This window comes from Allonocardiopsis opalescens, from assembly GCF_003002095.1.
In the GTDB taxonomy this organism is placed as follows: domain Bacteria; phylum Actinomycetota; class Actinomycetes; order Streptosporangiales; family Streptosporangiaceae; genus Allonocardiopsis; species Allonocardiopsis opalescens.
In genome coordinates, this window is sequence record NZ_PVZC01000004.1 from 508,871 (window position 1) to 522,735 (window position 13,865).

General features: G+C 76.0%; 17 protein-coding genes. 10 read left to right on the forward strand and 7 right to left on the reverse strand.

Going from position 1 to position 13,865, the window contains the following annotated elements:
- Positions 1–25 precede the first annotated feature (25 nt).
- Both CLV72_RS15865 and CLV72_RS15870 read right to left on the reverse strand, forming a co-directional pair.
- Positions 26–433 carry a VOC family protein gene (locus tag CLV72_RS15865; RefSeq protein ID WP_106246508.1) on the reverse strand — a complete coding sequence of 136 codons (408 nt, stop codon included), beginning with the start codon at positions 431–433 and terminating at the stop codon, positions 26–28.
- Between the two features lie 68 nt (positions 434–501).
- The gene (locus tag CLV72_RS15870; RefSeq protein WP_106246510.1) at positions 502–1,092 is read right to left on the reverse strand and encodes a TetR/AcrR family transcriptional regulator; all 591 of its coding nucleotides are present in this window, start codon (positions 1,090–1,092) and stop codon (positions 502–504) included.
- 96 nt (positions 1,093–1,188) lie between these two features.
- Here CLV72_RS15870 and CLV72_RS15875 point away from each other — a divergent pair, with 96 nt between their 5' ends.
- The 5 genes from CLV72_RS15875 to CLV72_RS15895 all read left to right on the forward strand — a co-directional run bounded on the left by CLV72_RS15875 (position 1,189) and on the right by CLV72_RS15895 (position 4,489).
- Complete coding sequence (locus tag CLV72_RS15875) at positions 1,189–2,061, forward strand: NAD(P)-dependent oxidoreductase (RefSeq protein WP_106246513.1); 873 nt, start codon at positions 1,189–1,191, stop codon at positions 2,059–2,061.
- 163 nt (positions 2,062–2,224) lie between these two features.
- Positions 2,225–2,824, forward strand: coding sequence for a hypothetical protein (locus CLV72_RS15880; protein WP_106246515.1), 600 nt, complete (start codon positions 2,225–2,227; stop codon positions 2,822–2,824).
- Between the two features lie 188 nt (positions 2,825–3,012).
- A complete protein-coding gene (locus CLV72_RS15885; RefSeq protein ID WP_106246518.1) occupies positions 3,013–3,651 on the forward strand; it encodes a TetR/AcrR family transcriptional regulator in 639 nt (212 codons plus the stop codon).
- 1 nt (position 3,652) lies between these two features.
- Positions 3,653–3,955, forward strand: a complete 303-nt coding sequence (locus tag CLV72_RS15890) for a DUF6204 family protein (protein ID WP_106246520.1) — start codon at positions 3,653–3,655, stop codon at positions 3,953–3,955.
- Positions 3,956–4,030: 75 nt separating this feature from the next.
- Complete coding sequence (locus tag CLV72_RS15895; protein WP_106246523.1) at positions 4,031–4,489, forward strand: pyridoxamine 5'-phosphate oxidase family protein; 459 nt, start codon at positions 4,031–4,033, stop codon at positions 4,487–4,489.
- Between the two features lie 22 nt (positions 4,490–4,511).
- Here CLV72_RS15895 and CLV72_RS15900 read toward each other — a convergent pair whose 3' ends face one another.
- On the reverse strand, positions 4,512–5,123 hold the full coding sequence (locus tag CLV72_RS15900) for a helix-turn-helix domain-containing protein (protein ID WP_106246525.1): 612 nt from the start codon (positions 5,121–5,123) through the stop codon (positions 4,512–4,514).
- Between the two features lie 83 nt (positions 5,124–5,206).
- Between CLV72_RS15900 and CLV72_RS15905 the strand changes: the two genes are divergently transcribed.
- The gene (locus CLV72_RS15905; protein ID WP_106246528.1) at positions 5,207–6,244 is read left to right on the forward strand and encodes an NAD(P)/FAD-dependent oxidoreductase; all 1,038 of its coding nucleotides are present in this window, start codon (positions 5,207–5,209) and stop codon (positions 6,242–6,244) included.
- A 35-nt stretch (positions 6,245–6,279) separates the two neighbouring features.
- Positions 6,280–6,927, forward strand: a complete 648-nt coding sequence (locus CLV72_RS15910; RefSeq protein WP_106246531.1) for a class I SAM-dependent methyltransferase — start codon at positions 6,280–6,282, stop codon at positions 6,925–6,927.
- Between the two features lie 60 nt (positions 6,928–6,987).
- Here CLV72_RS15910 and CLV72_RS15915 read toward each other — a convergent pair whose 3' ends face one another.
- A complete protein-coding gene (locus CLV72_RS15915; RefSeq protein ID WP_106246533.1) occupies positions 6,988–8,172 on the reverse strand; it encodes a Cmx/CmrA family chloramphenicol efflux MFS transporter in 1,185 nt (394 codons plus the stop codon).
- A gap of 504 nt (positions 8,173–8,676) precedes the next feature.
- Here CLV72_RS15915 and CLV72_RS15920 point away from each other — a divergent pair.
- Together CLV72_RS15920 and CLV72_RS15925 are read left to right on the forward strand one after the other, a co-directional pair.
- Complete coding sequence (locus CLV72_RS15920; RefSeq protein WP_106246535.1) at positions 8,677–9,267, forward strand: VanZ family protein; 591 nt, start codon at positions 8,677–8,679, stop codon at positions 9,265–9,267.
- A gap of 181 nt (positions 9,268–9,448) precedes the next feature.
- Complete coding sequence (locus tag CLV72_RS15925) at positions 9,449–10,564, forward strand: sensor histidine kinase (protein ID WP_106246538.1); 1,116 nt, start codon at positions 9,449–9,451, stop codon at positions 10,562–10,564.
- 18 nt (positions 10,565–10,582) lie between these two features.
- Here CLV72_RS15925 and CLV72_RS15930 read toward each other — a convergent pair whose 3' ends face one another.
- Positions 10,583–11,245, reverse strand: a complete 663-nt coding sequence (locus CLV72_RS15930) for a response regulator transcription factor (RefSeq protein WP_106246541.1) — start codon at positions 11,243–11,245, stop codon at positions 10,583–10,585.
- Positions 11,233–12,390, reverse strand: coding sequence for a sensor histidine kinase (locus CLV72_RS15935; RefSeq protein WP_245930229.1), 1,158 nt, complete (start codon positions 12,388–12,390; stop codon positions 11,233–11,235). The genes CLV72_RS15930 and CLV72_RS15935 overlap by 13 nt, the downstream gene beginning before the upstream one ends.
- A gap of 199 nt (positions 12,391–12,589) precedes the next feature.
- On the opposite strand from CLV72_RS15935, the gene CLV72_RS15940 reads away from it, so the two are divergent.
- Positions 12,590–13,036 carry a DUF6069 family protein gene (locus CLV72_RS15940; protein ID WP_106246545.1) on the forward strand — a complete coding sequence of 149 codons (447 nt, stop codon included), beginning with the start codon at positions 12,590–12,592 and terminating at the stop codon, positions 13,034–13,036.
- Between the two features lie 82 nt (positions 13,037–13,118).
- Here the strand turns inward: CLV72_RS15940 and CLV72_RS15945 are convergent, their stop codons facing one another.
- On the reverse strand, positions 13,119–13,865 hold the full coding sequence (locus tag CLV72_RS15945; protein WP_106246547.1) for an AraC family transcriptional regulator: 747 nt from the start codon (positions 13,863–13,865) through the stop codon (positions 13,119–13,121).

The window sequence follows — 13,865 nt, forward strand, 5'->3', positions numbered from 1 at the left end:
TGCGGGCGGCCTGCGCGGACGTGGCCTAGTTCCCACCGTCGCCGACCGGCGCGTAGAGCATGATCGGATGGCCGTCGGGGTCGGCGACATAGGCCATGCGCTCGTTCCACGGCATGTCCTGGGGCTCGCGCAGCACCGGCGCGCCCGCGGCGCGCAGCCGCGACACGGCGGCGTCGACATCGTCGGTGCGCACGCACAGCTCGAAGGTGGCCGGGTCGCTGGCGGCGGCGACCGGACCGCCGTGCGCCGGGTCGGTGGGGCGGCCCAGGCCCAGGCCGCCGCCGTCGAGGGCCAGCTGGACGAACTCCATCGGCAGCGCCGGGTCGTCAGGGAAGCGGAAGGCGACCGCGAAGCCCAGTTCGTCGGTGTAGAAGCGCGCCATCCGCTCGACGTCGTCGGTGTACACGAGCGGGAACGGGCTCCGGAAGGCCATGGCGGACTCCTCGCGGGTTCGGGGCGGACCCGTCCCTCCTACCCCGTGCCTCTGACACCGCTCGCGGTCTAGCGGTAGGACGAGATCAACCGGGCCAGCTGCCGCCCCGTGGTGAGCAACGGCTCCTCGCTCCGCGACACCTGGGCGGCGAACTCGGCGCCCTCCAGCGCGCTGACCACCGTGGCGGCCAGTTCCCGCGCGTCGGCGTCGGGCAGGCCCGAGCGGCGCAGCCGCTCGGCGACCAGGCCGCGCCAGCGCTCGAAGGCGGCCGCGGCGGCCTGCTGGATCTCCGGCGCGCGGGTGGCCGAGCCGAGCGCGGTGGCGGTGACGGGGCAGCCGTCGGTCCAGTCGGAGGCGCGCAGGCCCGCCGCGAGCGTCCGGGCGCAGGCGGCGACGGCCTCGGCCGGGTCGTCCACCCGGTCGAGTTCCTCGCGGAGGAAGTCGCCGAACTCCTGGTCTCCGTGGCGGATGGCGGCGACGGCCAGCTCGCGCTTGCCGCCGGGGAAGAAATGGTAGACCGAGCCGAAGGTGGCTCCGGCCTCCGTGGAGATCTGCTTGATGCCGGTGCCGTCGTAGCCCTGCCGCTGCATCAGCCGCGAGGCGGCCAGCACGATGCGCTCGCGGGTGCCGGTGGCGCCGCTGCCGTCCGCTGTGCTCATGCCGCCACCCTACCGAAGCTCCGGATAGAACGCTCATTCCAGAACTCTGCTAGGCTGCCCACTAAATAGAACGATCGTTTTAGAGGAGTGGAACAGATGGACCGCGAACACGTGACCGTGATCGGACTGGGCCCGATGGGCCGGGCGATGGCCGGGGCCCTCCTGAAGGCCGGCCACCCGGTGACGGTCTGGAACCGCACGCCGGAGCGGGCCGACGAACTCGTCGCACGGGGCGCCGTACGCGCGGCGAGCCCCCGCGACGCCCTGGCCGCCGGCACCCTGGTGGTGCTCAGCCTGACCGACTACGCCGCCGCGTACGCCGTGCTCGACCCGGTCGCGGACGCGCTGGCAGGGCGCGACCTGGTGAACCTCAGCTCCGACACCCCCGCCCGCGCCCGCGAGGGCGCCGACTGGGCGCGGGCGCACGGCGCCCGCCACCTCACCGGAGGCGTGCTCTCGCCGCCGTCGGGCATCGGCTCGGCCGGGTCGACGACCCTCTACAGCGGCCCGGCGGAGGTGCTGGAGGCGCACCGCGGCGCCCTGGCGGTGCTCACCGGGATCGACCACCTGGGCGAGGATTCCGGGCTGGCCGCGCTGTACTACCAGCTCCAGATGGACGTCTTCTGGACCTCGATGCTCGCCTACCTGCACGCCGTGGCGCTGGCCGGGGCGCACGGCGTGTCGGCGCGGCGGCTGCTGCCCTTCCTGGGCGACACCTTCACCGGCATGCCGGAGTTCCTGAAGTTCTACACCTCGCGCATCGACGCCGGGGAGTACCCCGGCGATGTGGACCGGCTGGCCATGGGCACCGAGAGCGTCCGCCACATCGTGCACACCGCACGCGACTCCGGAATCGACCCCGCCCTCCCGGCGGCGGTGCTGGAGATCTTCGAGCGGGGCATGGCCGACGGGCGCGCCGCGGACAGTTTCACCAGCCTGATCGAGACGATGCGCTCGGCGCGGACCTAGCCGCCGTGCTCCGGCCGCGGACCCGCCGTCAGACCCGGCAGGCGGTCGGAACGGCTGCCGGTCGTCGGCACGGCGTACGCGGTCGCCCGCCGCCGCGTCGGCGGGCGGCCGGGGCGGGAGTGTGCCACGGTGGAGCCGAGGCGGGCGAACGGGGGAGGACGGCATGGGCGAGGAACCGCAGCCGGGCGAGGCGCCGTCAGGCGGCACCGGCGGTCCGGCGCCGATCACGGAGTCGGTGTCCGACGAGGCGCTGCGCAGGCACACCGGGCGCGGCTGGGCCGAGTGGTTCGCGGTGCTCGACGCCTGGGAGGCGGTCCGGCGCACGCACACCGAGATCGCCCGCCGGCTGGTCGCCGAGCAGCGGCTCGACGGGTGGTGGGCGCAGAGCGTCACCGTCGGCTACGAGCAGCACCGGGGCATGCGCGCCCCCGGGCAGCGCTCCGACGGCACCTACTCCGCCAATGCCAGTGTCACCGTGGGTGTGCCGGTGGCGCGGCTGTTCCAGGCGGTCGCCGACGCCGGTGAGCGGCGGGGCTGGCTGCCCGAGGAGCTGTCCGTGCGCACCGCCACGGCCCCGAAGTCGCTCCGCGCCGACCTGGCCGACGGCGGTGGCCGGGTCGTGTTCGGCTTCACCGCGGTCGGCCGGGACCGCTCGCGGGTGGCGCTGGAGCACCAGCGGCTGGCCGGCGCCGAGGAGGCGGCCCGCGCCAAGGCGTTCTGGCGCGAGCGCCTCCAGGCGCTCAAGGCGGCGCTGGCGGGCTGAGCCCGCCCAGGACCGGCCGCCTCGCCCACCGCCTCGGGCGGCCGGGCCCGGCTCGGGACGGCGCCCGCGCCGGAACGAGCGGCGCCGCCACGGGGTCGCTGACCGGTGCGAACATGCCTCCACGAAACCAGAACGGACCGCAAATCTGCAATTGACTGCAAATTGGGAACCGTGTTAGGTTTCGTGCTGTGGCCGGAGGACTGCGCGAGCGCAAGAAGCAACAGACACGCCAGCGGATCTACGACGTCGCCACCGGTTTGTTCGTCGACCGCGGCTTCGACAGGGTCACCATCGCCGAGGTCGCCGCGGCCGCCGAGGTGTCGGTGAACACGCTGTACAACTACTTCCCGGCCAAGGAGGACCTGGTGCTGCCGCCCGACCGGGCGTCGGCCGAGCGCCTGGCCGAGATCGTCCGTGAGCGCGCGGCCGGCGTCTCCGCCGCCCGCGCCGTGCTCGACCGGCTCCGCGAGGAGGTGCGCCGCCGCGACCGCATGGTCGGGCTCGCCGAGGGCTTCGGCCGCGTCTTCGGCATGATGCGGTCCGCGCCCACGCTGACCGCGCGGCTGATCGACCTCGGCCGGCAGATGGAGGACGCGCTGGCCGCCGCGCTCGCCGAGGAGACCCGCGCCGCGCCCGGCGAGCTGCTGCCCCGCGTGGTGGCGGGCCAGCTGGGCTGGGTGCACTCCACCCTCCTCGCCGAGATCGGCGTCCGCACCGCCGCGGGCGAGCACCCCGACACCATCGCCGAGGCCGCGCTCGCTCTGCTCGACGCCATCGAGGACGTCCTGAGCGAGCGGGTGCTCGGCTACGCCGTACGAGAGGAGTGACATGTTCCGGGTGACCATCAGCGGCGCCTTCGACGGGATCACCGAGGCCCAGCGCGCCGCGCTGCGCGCCGACGCCGACGCCTTCCAGCCCGGCTACACCGAGACCGGCGCCTTCACCACCGACCGCGCCCTGTCGGCCTTCACCTTCCGCTGCCAGGTCCCGGCCGAGGAGCCGACCGACGGCGAGCCCGAGGCCACCCGCCGGGCGCTGGCCGCCCTCGACGCGCACGGCTACCCGCACCGGGTGATCCGCGTCGCCGTCACCGACATGCGCGATATCAAGATCCGCCGCAGGAACCGCTAGGCGCCCCCGGCGGCCGCGCCGCCCTGCCCGCGGCGGCATGATGGACCCCACCCCGTCACCAGGAGGTTCACCGGAATGAGGCCCGCCCCACGCAGCCGCGCGCAGCGCCTGCGCGACACCCTGCACCGGCTGGAGCACGACGTCGACGCGTGGGTGGCCACCGCCGACCCCGGCAGCGGTGTCCCGCACCTGGTGCCGCTCTCCTTCCTCTGGGACGGCGAGACCCTGCTGCTGGCCACCCCGGGGTCGAGCCCGACCGGCCGCAACCTGCGGGCGTCGGGCACCGCCAGGCTCGGCATCGGGCCGACCCGCGACGTCGTGCTGGTCGAGGGCACCGTCACGGCCCTGGCGCCCGCGGAGCTGCCGGAGGAGACCGCCGACGCCTTCGCCGCGAAGACCGGCTTCGACCCCCGCCGCGAGAGCGAGCCCTACCTGTACTTCCGGGTCCGCCCGCTCCGCGTGCGCGCGTGGCGGGAGGCCAACGAGCTCAAGGGCCGCGAACTGCTCCGCGACGGCGCCTGGGCCACCGGCTGAGCGCGCCCCACCACCGCGCCGCTCAGTGCTCCGGCGGCTCGGAATCCCTGCGGGCGGGCCGGGCGCGCACGTGCACCCGCTCACCCTGCAGCCCGCACAGGCTCAGGAACTCCGCCGGCTCCGGCCCCGGGTTGCCGAAGCCGTGCGGCACCCGGGTGTCGAACTCCACCGCCTCTCCGGCGGCGAGCATGAAGTCGTGCTCGCCCAGCACGATCCGCAGCCGCCCCGACAGTAGGTACAGCCACTCGTAGCCCTCGTGCGCGCGCTGCTCGGGCCGCTCATGGGCGTACGGGCCCGGCGGCATGATCTGCTTGTAGGCGCGCAGGCCGCCGAGGTGGCGGGTCAGCGGCACGAAGGTCTGGCCGTGCCGGACGAACGGGCGCATGTGCACCCGGGGATCGCCGGTCATCGGCGCGCCCACCAGCTCGTCCAGCTGCACACCGTGCGCCCTGGCCAGCGGCAGCAGCAGCTCCAGGGTGGGTCTGCGCCGCCCGGACTCCAGCCGGGACAGGGTGCTGGCCGAGATCCCGGTCGTCTCGCTCAGCCCGGTCAGCGTGATGCCGCGCTCGCGGCGCAGCGTGCGCAGCCGGGGGCCGACGGCGGTCAGCACGTCGGCGAGGTCGTCGGCTTCCATCCCTCTATTTGCCAACCCGGCAAAGAACTTTGTCAAGCGGGCCGGTCCGGACCGATCATCACCGGTGAACGGAGGGATTCGAGATGACGGAACGAACCGAAGGCGCGCGGCGCTACGAGGTGGTCGTGATCGGCGGGGGCGCCGCCGGGCTGAGCGGGGCGATGGCCCTGGCCCGGTCGCGCCGATCGGTCCTGGTGGTGGACGCCGGCCGGCCGCGCAACGCCCCGGCCGGACACATCCACAACTACCTGGGCCGCGAGGGCATGCCGCCCGAGGAACTGCTGGCCCGGGGCCGGGCCGAGGTGGAGGGGTACGGCGGCGAGATCGTGCCGGGCGAGGTCGCCGCGGTCGAGCGGCTGGACGGCGGCGGCTTCCGCGTCGCCCTCGCCGACGGCACCCGGGTGGCGGCCGACCGGCTGCTGGTGGCCACCGGCCTGGCCGACGAGCTGCCCGAGGTGCCCGGGCTGGCCGAGCGGTGGGGGCGCGACGTGCTGCACTGCCCGTACTGCCACGGCTACGAGGTGCGCGACCAGGCGATCGGCATCCTGAACACCGGACCGATGACCGCGCACCAGGTCCTGCTGTGGCGGCAGCTCAGCGCCGACCTGACCGTCTTCCAGCACACCGGGCCCGAGCCGAGCGCCGAGGAGCGCGAGCAGTACGCCGCCCGGGGCGTCACCCTCGTCGAGGGCGAGGTGGCGCGGCTGGAGGTGACCGGCGACCGGCTCACGGGCGCGGTGCTCGCCGACGGCCGGGTGGTGCGCTGCCAGGCCCTCGTGGTCGCCCCGCGCTTCACCGCCCGCGGCGGCGTCCTGGCCGGCCTCGGCCTGCGGCCGACCCAGCAGGAGCGCGACGGGCACGTGATCGGCGAGTACATCGCGGCCGACCCCACCGGCGCCACCGAGGTGCCCGGCGTCTGGGTCGCCGGTAACGTCGCCAGCGTGACCGAGCAGCTCGTCGGCGCCGTGACGGCGGGCCTGCGCGCCGGAGCCATGATCAACGGCGACCTGGCCGCCGAGGAGACCCGGCGGGCCGTCGCCGCACGCAGAGCCGGCTTCTCCGCCCGCGACGAGAGCGAGCTCACCGAGCAGGTGCTCGGCGACCGCCGCCACGGCCTGTGACCCCGCCCCGCCAGCCGAGCCAGAGGAGTACACCCATGTCCGACCACAGCGGTCAGACCCAGGAGGGCACCCAGGAGGAGATCTGGGACGCCCGCTACCGCGAGAACGAACGCGTCTGGAGCGGCGAGCCCAATGCCGCCCTGGTCCGCGAAGCCGCCGACCTGGCGCCGGGACGCGCGCTGGACCTGGGCTGCGGCGAGGGCGGCGATGCCGTCTGGCTCGCCCGGCAGGGCTGGCGCGTCACGGCCGTCGACGTCTCCCAGGTCGCCCTGGACCGGGCGGCCGGGCACGCCGCCGAGGCCGGCGTGGCCGACCGCGTCGAGTGGCAGCGGCACGACCTCGGCTCGTCCTTCCCCGCCGGGGAGTACGACCTGGTCTCCGCGCACTTCCTGCACTCCTACGGCGAATTCCCCCGGGAGCGGATCCTGCGCGCCGCCGCGGCGGCGGTGGCGCCCGGCGGCGTGCTGCTGGTCGTGGGGCACTCCGACATGCCGCCCGGCATGGCCGAGCGCCACCCCGACGCCTACCTGCCCGGCCCCGACGAGGTCCTGGCCGGCCTGGAGTTGGCGCCCGGGGCCTGGGAGGTGCTGCGCTGCGAGGAGCACCCGCGGGTCCAGACCGCCCCGGACGGCACGATCTGGAACCGCACCGACAACACCGTGAAGGTGCGCCGCAAGGTGTGAGCCCCCGCCGGCCGGCCGCGCTCCGGGCGCACCGGAGGCGGCCGGCGGGCGGACCGGCCGCTACCCGGCCGGTGCGGACGCGTCCGGGACGCGCGGCGCCGGCGCGCCCCGCACCGCCCGCGCCGCACCGGCCGCGGCGAGGGCGGCGGCCACCAGCAGCGCGCTGACCCACAGCGGCGAGCGGAAGCCCAGGCCGGCCTCGATAGCGGCGCCGCCCGCCCACGGCCCGACCGCGGCCCCCACGTTCAGCGCCGCCGTGGCGAAGCCGCCCGCCATGGTCGGCGCCCCGGCGGCCCCATAGAGCGCCCGCGCGATCAGCGCGGAGCCCAGGGCGAACGACAGCGCCCCCTGCACGCACACCAGCACGGCGGCCGCGACCGGCACCCCCGCGCCCAGCGCGAACAGCGCCCAGCCCGCGAGCAGGACCGGACCGCCGACGGCCAGCACCGGCACCGCCCGCGTGTCGGCGAGGCGTCCGCCCACCGAGACCCCGGCGAAGGCGCCGATCCCGAACAGCGCCAGCAGCGCGGGCACCCACGCCGAACCGAACCCGCTCACCTCGGTGAGCAGCGGCACCAGATAGGTGAAGCTGCAGAAGGTCGCGCCGTTCACCAGCGCCCCCAGCAGCAGCGCCACCAGCAGCCGCGGACGGCGCAGCACCCGCAGCTCGCGGCGCGCTCCGGCCGAGGGAGCGCCGGGGGGCGCGGCCGGCACCGACCGCAGGATCGCGACGACGGCGGGCACCGACACCAGCGCCACCGCCCAGAAGGCGGCCCGCCAGCCCCACAGCTCGCCGAGCGCGGCACCGCCCGGCACCCCGGCGACGCAGGCCAGGGTGGTGCCGCCCAGCAGCACACCGGTGGCGCGCCCCTTGGCGTCCGGCGCGACCATGGCCGTCGCCGCCGCCAGCGCCACGGCCAGGAACCCGGCATTGGCCAGCGCCGCGACCACCCGGGTCACCAGCAGCACGGTGAAATCGGTGGTGAGCGCGCCCACCACGTGCACCAGCAGGAAGACGATCAGGAAGGCCAGCAGCGCGCGGCGCCGCGGCCAGCGCGCGGCGACCGCCGCCATCAGCGGCGCACCGACGACCATCCCGACCGCGAAGGCCGAGGTCAGCCAGCCGGCGGCCGGAATCGAGACGTTCAAGTCCTCGGCGATGTCCGGCCCGAGGCCGGCCAGCATGAACTCAGAGGTGCCCTGGGCGAAGATCGCCAGGGCGAGCATGTACAGAGCGAAAGGCACAGTGGACTCCGCGAGCGCAGTGGATCGACGGCACGGCGGGCGCGCGGCACCGGCGGCGGAGGACGTGCGGAAGCGGTCCGTCCGGCCGGGCGCGGCCACCACGCGGGGGAGACCGTCAGCGCCGGCTACGGCGCACGACGGCGGAAGAGGCCCGGATCACGGCGATCCGATGGCAGCGCTCGCGGCCCGGCGGCCCGGCCCCCAAGGGCACGCGGCCGCACCGCGACGACGCCTAAAGGCCACCGGACGACCGGTGGCTAGCGTCTTGACGCCTCGGGACTGGACACACGCGCACTCTAGGACCGCCCGCCCCGCCCGGCCAAACGGTTTTCGGCCCGCATGTATCGCGGGCGTATCGAAAAGCGCATACGCCCCCGCAACGGCGGTCCGGCTTCAGTGGGGGCACAGACGCCCGGGGCGCGGACGGCCGCCCGTCCGTCTCGGGGGTACGACGAACGCGGCCGGCGGACGGATTCCGCGTCCGGACGGAAGCGGGGGGGCGGCATGCTCACGGGGTGGTTGTGGATCGGGACCTTCACCGGAACGGTGGTCACCACGGTGGCCGCCCTGCCGCTGGCCGCGCTGGCGGTGTGGGCGCTGGCACGCCTGCGGATCGCCGCCGGCGGCACGCCGGCGCGGGCCTGGCGCGACTCGCTGGCCGAGGTCGGCATCGTCTACTGGACGGTGCCGGTGGTGTGGATGATCATGCTGCCGGGCGGCCAGGCCGGCGCCGTCCCCGGGCGGCTGCAGCTGCTACCGCTGCAGGACCTGCTCACGATGCTCGCGGACGATCCAGGGGCGGCGGCGGGCCAGATCACCGGGAACCTGCTGGTCTTCGCGGCGCTGGGCTTCTTCGCCCCGCTGCGCTTCCCGGCACTGGCGTCGGTCCCGCGGGTCTTGGCGCTCGCGGCGGGCTGCTCGGTGCTGGTCGAGACCGCGCAGTACGTCCTGCAGCTGGACCGGGTGACCTCCGCCGACGACGTCCTGCTCAACGCCGCCGGCGCCGGGCTGGCCGCGCTGGCCTCGCGCCGCTGGTGGCGCACCGCCGCCGCAGCGCCGGACCGGACCCGATCGGCGCCGGCACCCGCGCGCTGAGCCGCCCGCGGGCCCGGCCGCCGCATATGCCGCTGATACGCCGCGCCGCCTAGGCTCCAGCCATGCGCGTGCTGATCGTGTCGGACGAGCCCCACCCGGCCGAAGACGGCCGTGACGGTCCCCGGCCGGCGGCGACCACCGCCGGAACCGCCCGGCATCGGCTCCCGCCCCGGCGGCGCCCGTGAATAGGCGCCCGGGCCTCAGCGCCCGGCTGAAGCTCACCATCAGCTACGCGGGCTTCCTCCTCCCGACCGGAGTGCTCCTGCTGTTCGTGGTGTGGGTGTTCCTGCTGCGCTACGTGCCCGTCGGCGCCATGGCCGGCGCCCCGCCCGGAGCGAGCCCCACCGTCGGCACTGTCCTGGTGGGCGCCTTCGTCCCCGTCGCGGCCACGGCACTGGCCTGCCTGCTGGTGTTCAGCCTCGTGGGCGGCTGGATCCTGGCCGGCCGGATGCTCGCACCGCTGACCCGGATCGCGGACGCGGCGCGGCTGGTCGCGAACGGGTCGCTCTCCCACCGGATCCGCATGCGGGGCCGCAGCGACGAGTTCCGCGAACTCGCCGACGTGTTCGACGCCATGCTCGAACAGCTCGAATCGCACGTCGCCGAACAGCGGCGCTTCGCCGCGAACGCCTCCCACGAGCTGCGCACCCCGCTGGCCATCACGCGGACCCTCCTCGACGTCGCCCGCAAGGACCCCGAGCGAGGGGAGGACGAACTCATCGAACGCCTCCACACCGCCACCACGCGGGCGATCGACCTCACCGACGCCCTCCTGCTGCTCAGCCGGGGCGAGCGCGGGATGCTGCCCCGCGAGCCCGTCGACCTCTCCCTCATCGCCGAAGAGGCCGCCGAAACGCTGCTTCCCCTCGCCGAAGGCCGCGGGATCGCGATGGAGGTCACCGGCGAGGCGGCGCGGACCACCGGCTCGGCGGCGCTCATGCTGCGGATGGCGGCGAACCTCGTCCAGAACGCCATCGTGCACAACCTCCCCGCCGGCGGCACCGTGGCGGTCCGCACCGAATCGGGGCAGGACGCGAGCATGCTGCGGGTGGAGAACACCGGCCATCCGCTCCCGCCGGAACTGGTGCCGACCCTCACCGAGCCCTTCCGGCGCGGAACGGAGCGGGTACGCGCCGACGAGCACGCCGGGGTCGGCCTCGGGCTGGCCATCGTGCACAGCATCGTCCGGGCGCACGACGGGACCCTTGAACTCGCCCCCCGGCCCGCCGGCGGCCTACTCGTCACGGTCCGCCTTCCCACCGCGCCGCGGGCGCCGTCGCCGGACGGGGCCCGCTAGACCGTCGCGCCGCGGCGCTCAGGCCAGTCCCGCGTCGTGGGCGAGGAGGGCGATCTGGGTGCGGTTGTCCAGGTCCAGCTTGGTGAAGATGCTGGTGATATGGGCCTTGACCGTGGCCACGCTCATGAACAGCTCCGCCGCGATCTCGGCATTGGTCCGGCCGCGGGCGACGGCCAGGGCCACCTCGCGCTCGCGCGGGCTGAGGGCGGCCAGCGCGGATTTGGCCCGCGCGTAGGCGCCGGCCTGCGCGGCGGTGCGGTCCATGAGCCGCCGGGTGACGCGCGGCGACAGGATCGGCTCGCCCTCCGCCACCTGGCGGACCGCCTCGACGATCCGCGGCGGCGGGGTGTCCTTGAGCAGGAAGCCGGCGGCTCCGGCGCGCAGCGCGTGCAGGATGTTCTCGTCGGTGTCGAAGGTGGTCAGCACGATCACCTCGGGCGGCCGGGAGCGGGCGCGCAGCCGCCGGGTGGCGGTGATGCCGTCGACCCGCGGCATCCGCAGGTCCATCAGCACCACGTCGGGGGCGTGGCGGTCGGCGGCCGCGGGGACCTCTGAGCCGTCGGCGGCCTCGCCGACCACCGCGATGCCCTCGGCTCCGTCGAGCATCATGCACAGGCCCGCGCGCACGAGCGCGTCGTCGTCGACGACCAGGACGCGCAGCGGGCGGCTCACTCCGGCCATGGTAGCCACGCGCGCAGCCGGAACTCGCCGCCGGCCGGGCCGTGGTCGAGCCGGCCGCCGGCCAGCCGCAGCCGCTCCGTCAGCCCGACCAGCCCGGCACCGGCGCCGGGGGCGAGCGGCCCGCTGCCGTCGGGCGGCAGCGGGTTGCTGACCTCGATCGACAGCCGGGCGCCCGGACGGCCCGCCAGCACCACCTCGACCGGCCGGCCGGCGGCGTGCTTGCGGGCGTTGGTCAGCCCCTCCTGCACCACCCGGTAGGCGGTCCGCCCGGCGGACGCCGGGAGGGCGTCCGCGCCGGTCACCTCGTCGCGCAGCCGTACCCGCGTGCCGGCGCCGCGGGCCTCGGCCACCAGCGCGGGGAGTTCGGCCAGCCCGGGCGGGGGCGGCCCGTCCGGGGCGTCGTCCTCGCCGTCGTCGCGCAGCACGCCGATGACCTCGCGCAGCTCCTCCAGCGCCTGGTGCACTCCGGTGCGGACCACTCCGGCGGCGTGCGCCAGCCGCTCGGGCGGCGAGTCCGGCCGGTACTCCAGCGCTCCCGCGTAGGTCGCCAGCAGGGACAGCCGGTGGGCCAGCACGTCGTGCATCTCGCGGGCCAGCCGGGTGCGCTCCAGCATCCTGGCCTCCGCCACCCGGCGGCCCTGCTCGGCCTCGGCGCGCCTGGCCCGCTCCCGCAGCGAGGCGACCAGCGCGCGCCGCGCCCGCGCCAGCGCGCCCCAGCCCACCAGCGCGCCGTACCCGACCGCGATCAGCACCAGCCACCAGCCGAGGGACAGCCCGCCCGGCGGCCGCCACAGCCCCTGGACGGCGTGCGCCGCGAGCCCGGCCGCGGCGACGGCGGCCGCGACCGGGAAGGGGCGCTCGCGCGCCGTCATCAGCGCGCCGAGCGTGGCGGGCGGGGTGGCGACCGGCGAGAGCGCCGCCAGCACGGTGAGGCCCAGCGTCCCGCGGACCGGCCGCCACAGCAGTACCGGGGACAGCAGCCAGCCGAGCACGGCCGCAGTGGCGTCCAGCACCACCAGCGCGGTGGGCTCGGCGGCGGAAAGGCGCGCCCACAGCACAAGGCCGGAAAGGGCCCCCACCGCCGCGAGCACGGCCGCCACATGCCGGCCCGACGGCCCCGGATCGCAGTCGTTCTCCCTGATCACCGGCACAGGGTAACGACGGGCGGCGCGGCGCCGACACCGACCAAAGTCGAAACCGGCCGCGACCGGGGTCGGGGCGGCCGCGGCCGCCCGCCCGATGCGGGCGGCCCGCCGCGGCGGCCAGGCTGCCACCGCAACCGGACGGGATCCGGCGGGCCGCAGGACCGGCGCGCGACCCGTCCATCATCGAGAGGGGAACCCCATGTCCGGTACAACCGCACCGCCCGCCACCGCCGCGGGCCGCTCCACCACCGCCTGCCGCGCCTACGCCGTCGCTGGAGCCACCGCCGCCGGCCTCGCCGTATGGGTCCTGGCGGTCCCGGTGGCCGGAACGGACCTGTCCGTGCACACCGGAGCGGAGCTGACGCACGTCGGCCCGATCGCCGTCGCCGGGGCTGGCCTGGTGGCGGGGGCCGCCGCATGGGCACTGCTCGCGGTGCTGGAACGCCTGGTGCGGCGGCCGCGGCCGGTCTGGACGGCCATCGCGATCGCGGTGCTCGCGCTGTCGCTGCTCGCCGGTCCGCTCGGCGCCACCAGCTCCGCCGCCATGGGCACGCTCATCAGCATGCACCTGGCCGTCGCCGCCGTGCTCATCTGGAAGCTGGGCCGCACCGCCCGCAGCCGCCGACCCGCACGCCCCGCCGCCTAGGGCGTGTCCCGTGACGGCTTCGCCCAGGCCCCCGACACCGCGCCGGCCGTGCCGGAGCACGGTGCCTCCGGTTCGCCGGCCGTCAGGCGCGGCGGTTGTGGGTGCCGGGGGTGTAGCCGAAGGCGTGGCGGAACACGTCGATGAAGGCGCTGGCCGAGGCCCAGCCGCAGCGGTGGGCGACCGCGGTGACCGGCACGTCGTCGGCCAGCAGGCGCAGCGCGTGGAACAGGCGCAGCTGGGTGCGCCACTGCGGGAAGGTCATGCCCAGCTCGCGGCGGAAGAGGCGGCTGAGGGTGCGCTCGCCCGCGCCGGCCGCCGCCGCGAGCGCGGCCAGCGGGCGCGGGTCGGCGGGGTCGCGGTGCAGCAGCGCGCAGACGGCGGCCAGGCGCGGGTCGGTGGGGGCGGGCAGCTGGACGGGCTGCTGGGGCGAGGCGCGCAGCTGGTCGAGCAGCACCGCGCGCAGCCGCAGCCGTTCGGGGGTGTCGCGGTGCGGTCCGCCGGTGTAGGCGAGGATCAGCTCGCGCAGCAGCGGGCCGACGGCCAGGACGGTGGGGGCGTCCAGGCCGAGGGGGTTGGTGTCGGGCGGCAGGCCGAGCAGGTGCAGGTCCAGGTGGCCGTGGGCGCGATGGGCGTGGACGCACCCGGCGGGCACCCAGATGGCACGGGTGCCGGGGGCGAACCAGGTGCCGGCCTCGGTGGTGACGGCCAGGACGCCGGAGCCCGCGTAGACGATCTGGTGGTCGTCGTGGCGGTGCGCGTCGATGCGCTCCCCGGGGGCCAGCGCCTGGGTGCGGGTGGGCGCCACGGGGGTGTGGCGGACATCCGGCAT

What these genes read in the sequence shown, in the direction of transcription:
- CLV72_RS15875 (WP_106246513.1), top strand. Translation starts at nt 1,189, where the DNA reads ATGGACCGCGAACACGTGACCGTGATCGGACTGGGCCCGATGGGCCGG.
- CLV72_RS15930 (WP_106246541.1), bottom strand. Translation starts at nt 11,245, where the DNA reads ATGGCCGGAGTGAGCCGCCCGCTGCGCGTCCTGGTCGTCGACGACGAC.
- CLV72_RS15905 (WP_106246528.1), top strand. Translation starts at nt 5,207, where the DNA reads ATGACGGAACGAACCGAAGGCGCGCGGCGCTACGAGGTGGTCGTGATC.
- CLV72_RS15895 (WP_106246523.1), top strand. Translation starts at nt 4,031, where the DNA reads ATGAGGCCCGCCCCACGCAGCCGCGCGCAGCGCCTGCGCGACACCCTG.
- CLV72_RS15880 (WP_106246515.1), top strand. Translation starts at nt 2,225, where the DNA reads ATGGGCGAGGAACCGCAGCCGGGCGAGGCGCCGTCAGGCGGCACCGGC.
- CLV72_RS15870 (WP_106246510.1), bottom strand. Translation starts at nt 1,092, where the DNA reads ATGAGCACAGCGGACGGCAGCGGCGCCACCGGCACCCGCGAGCGCATC.
- CLV72_RS15940 (WP_106246545.1), top strand. Translation starts at nt 12,590, where the DNA reads ATGTCCGGTACAACCGCACCGCCCGCCACCGCCGCGGGCCGCTCCACC.
- CLV72_RS15910 (WP_106246531.1), top strand. Translation starts at nt 6,280, where the DNA reads ATGTCCGACCACAGCGGTCAGACCCAGGAGGGCACCCAGGAGGAGATC.
- CLV72_RS15945 (WP_106246547.1), bottom strand. Translation starts at nt 13,865, where the DNA reads ATGCCGGATGTCCGCCACACCCCCGTGGCGCCCACCCGCACCCAGGCG.
- CLV72_RS15900 (WP_106246525.1), bottom strand. Translation starts at nt 5,123, where the DNA reads ATGGAAGCCGACGACCTCGCCGACGTGCTGACCGCCGTCGGCCCCCGG.
- CLV72_RS15890 (WP_106246520.1), top strand. Translation starts at nt 3,653, where the DNA reads ATGTTCCGGGTGACCATCAGCGGCGCCTTCGACGGGATCACCGAGGCC.
- CLV72_RS15865 (WP_106246508.1), bottom strand. Translation starts at nt 433, where the DNA reads ATGGCCTTCCGGAGCCCGTTCCCGCTCGTGTACACCGACGACGTCGAG.
- CLV72_RS15920 (WP_106246535.1), top strand. Translation starts at nt 8,677, where the DNA reads ATGCTCACGGGGTGGTTGTGGATCGGGACCTTCACCGGAACGGTGGTC.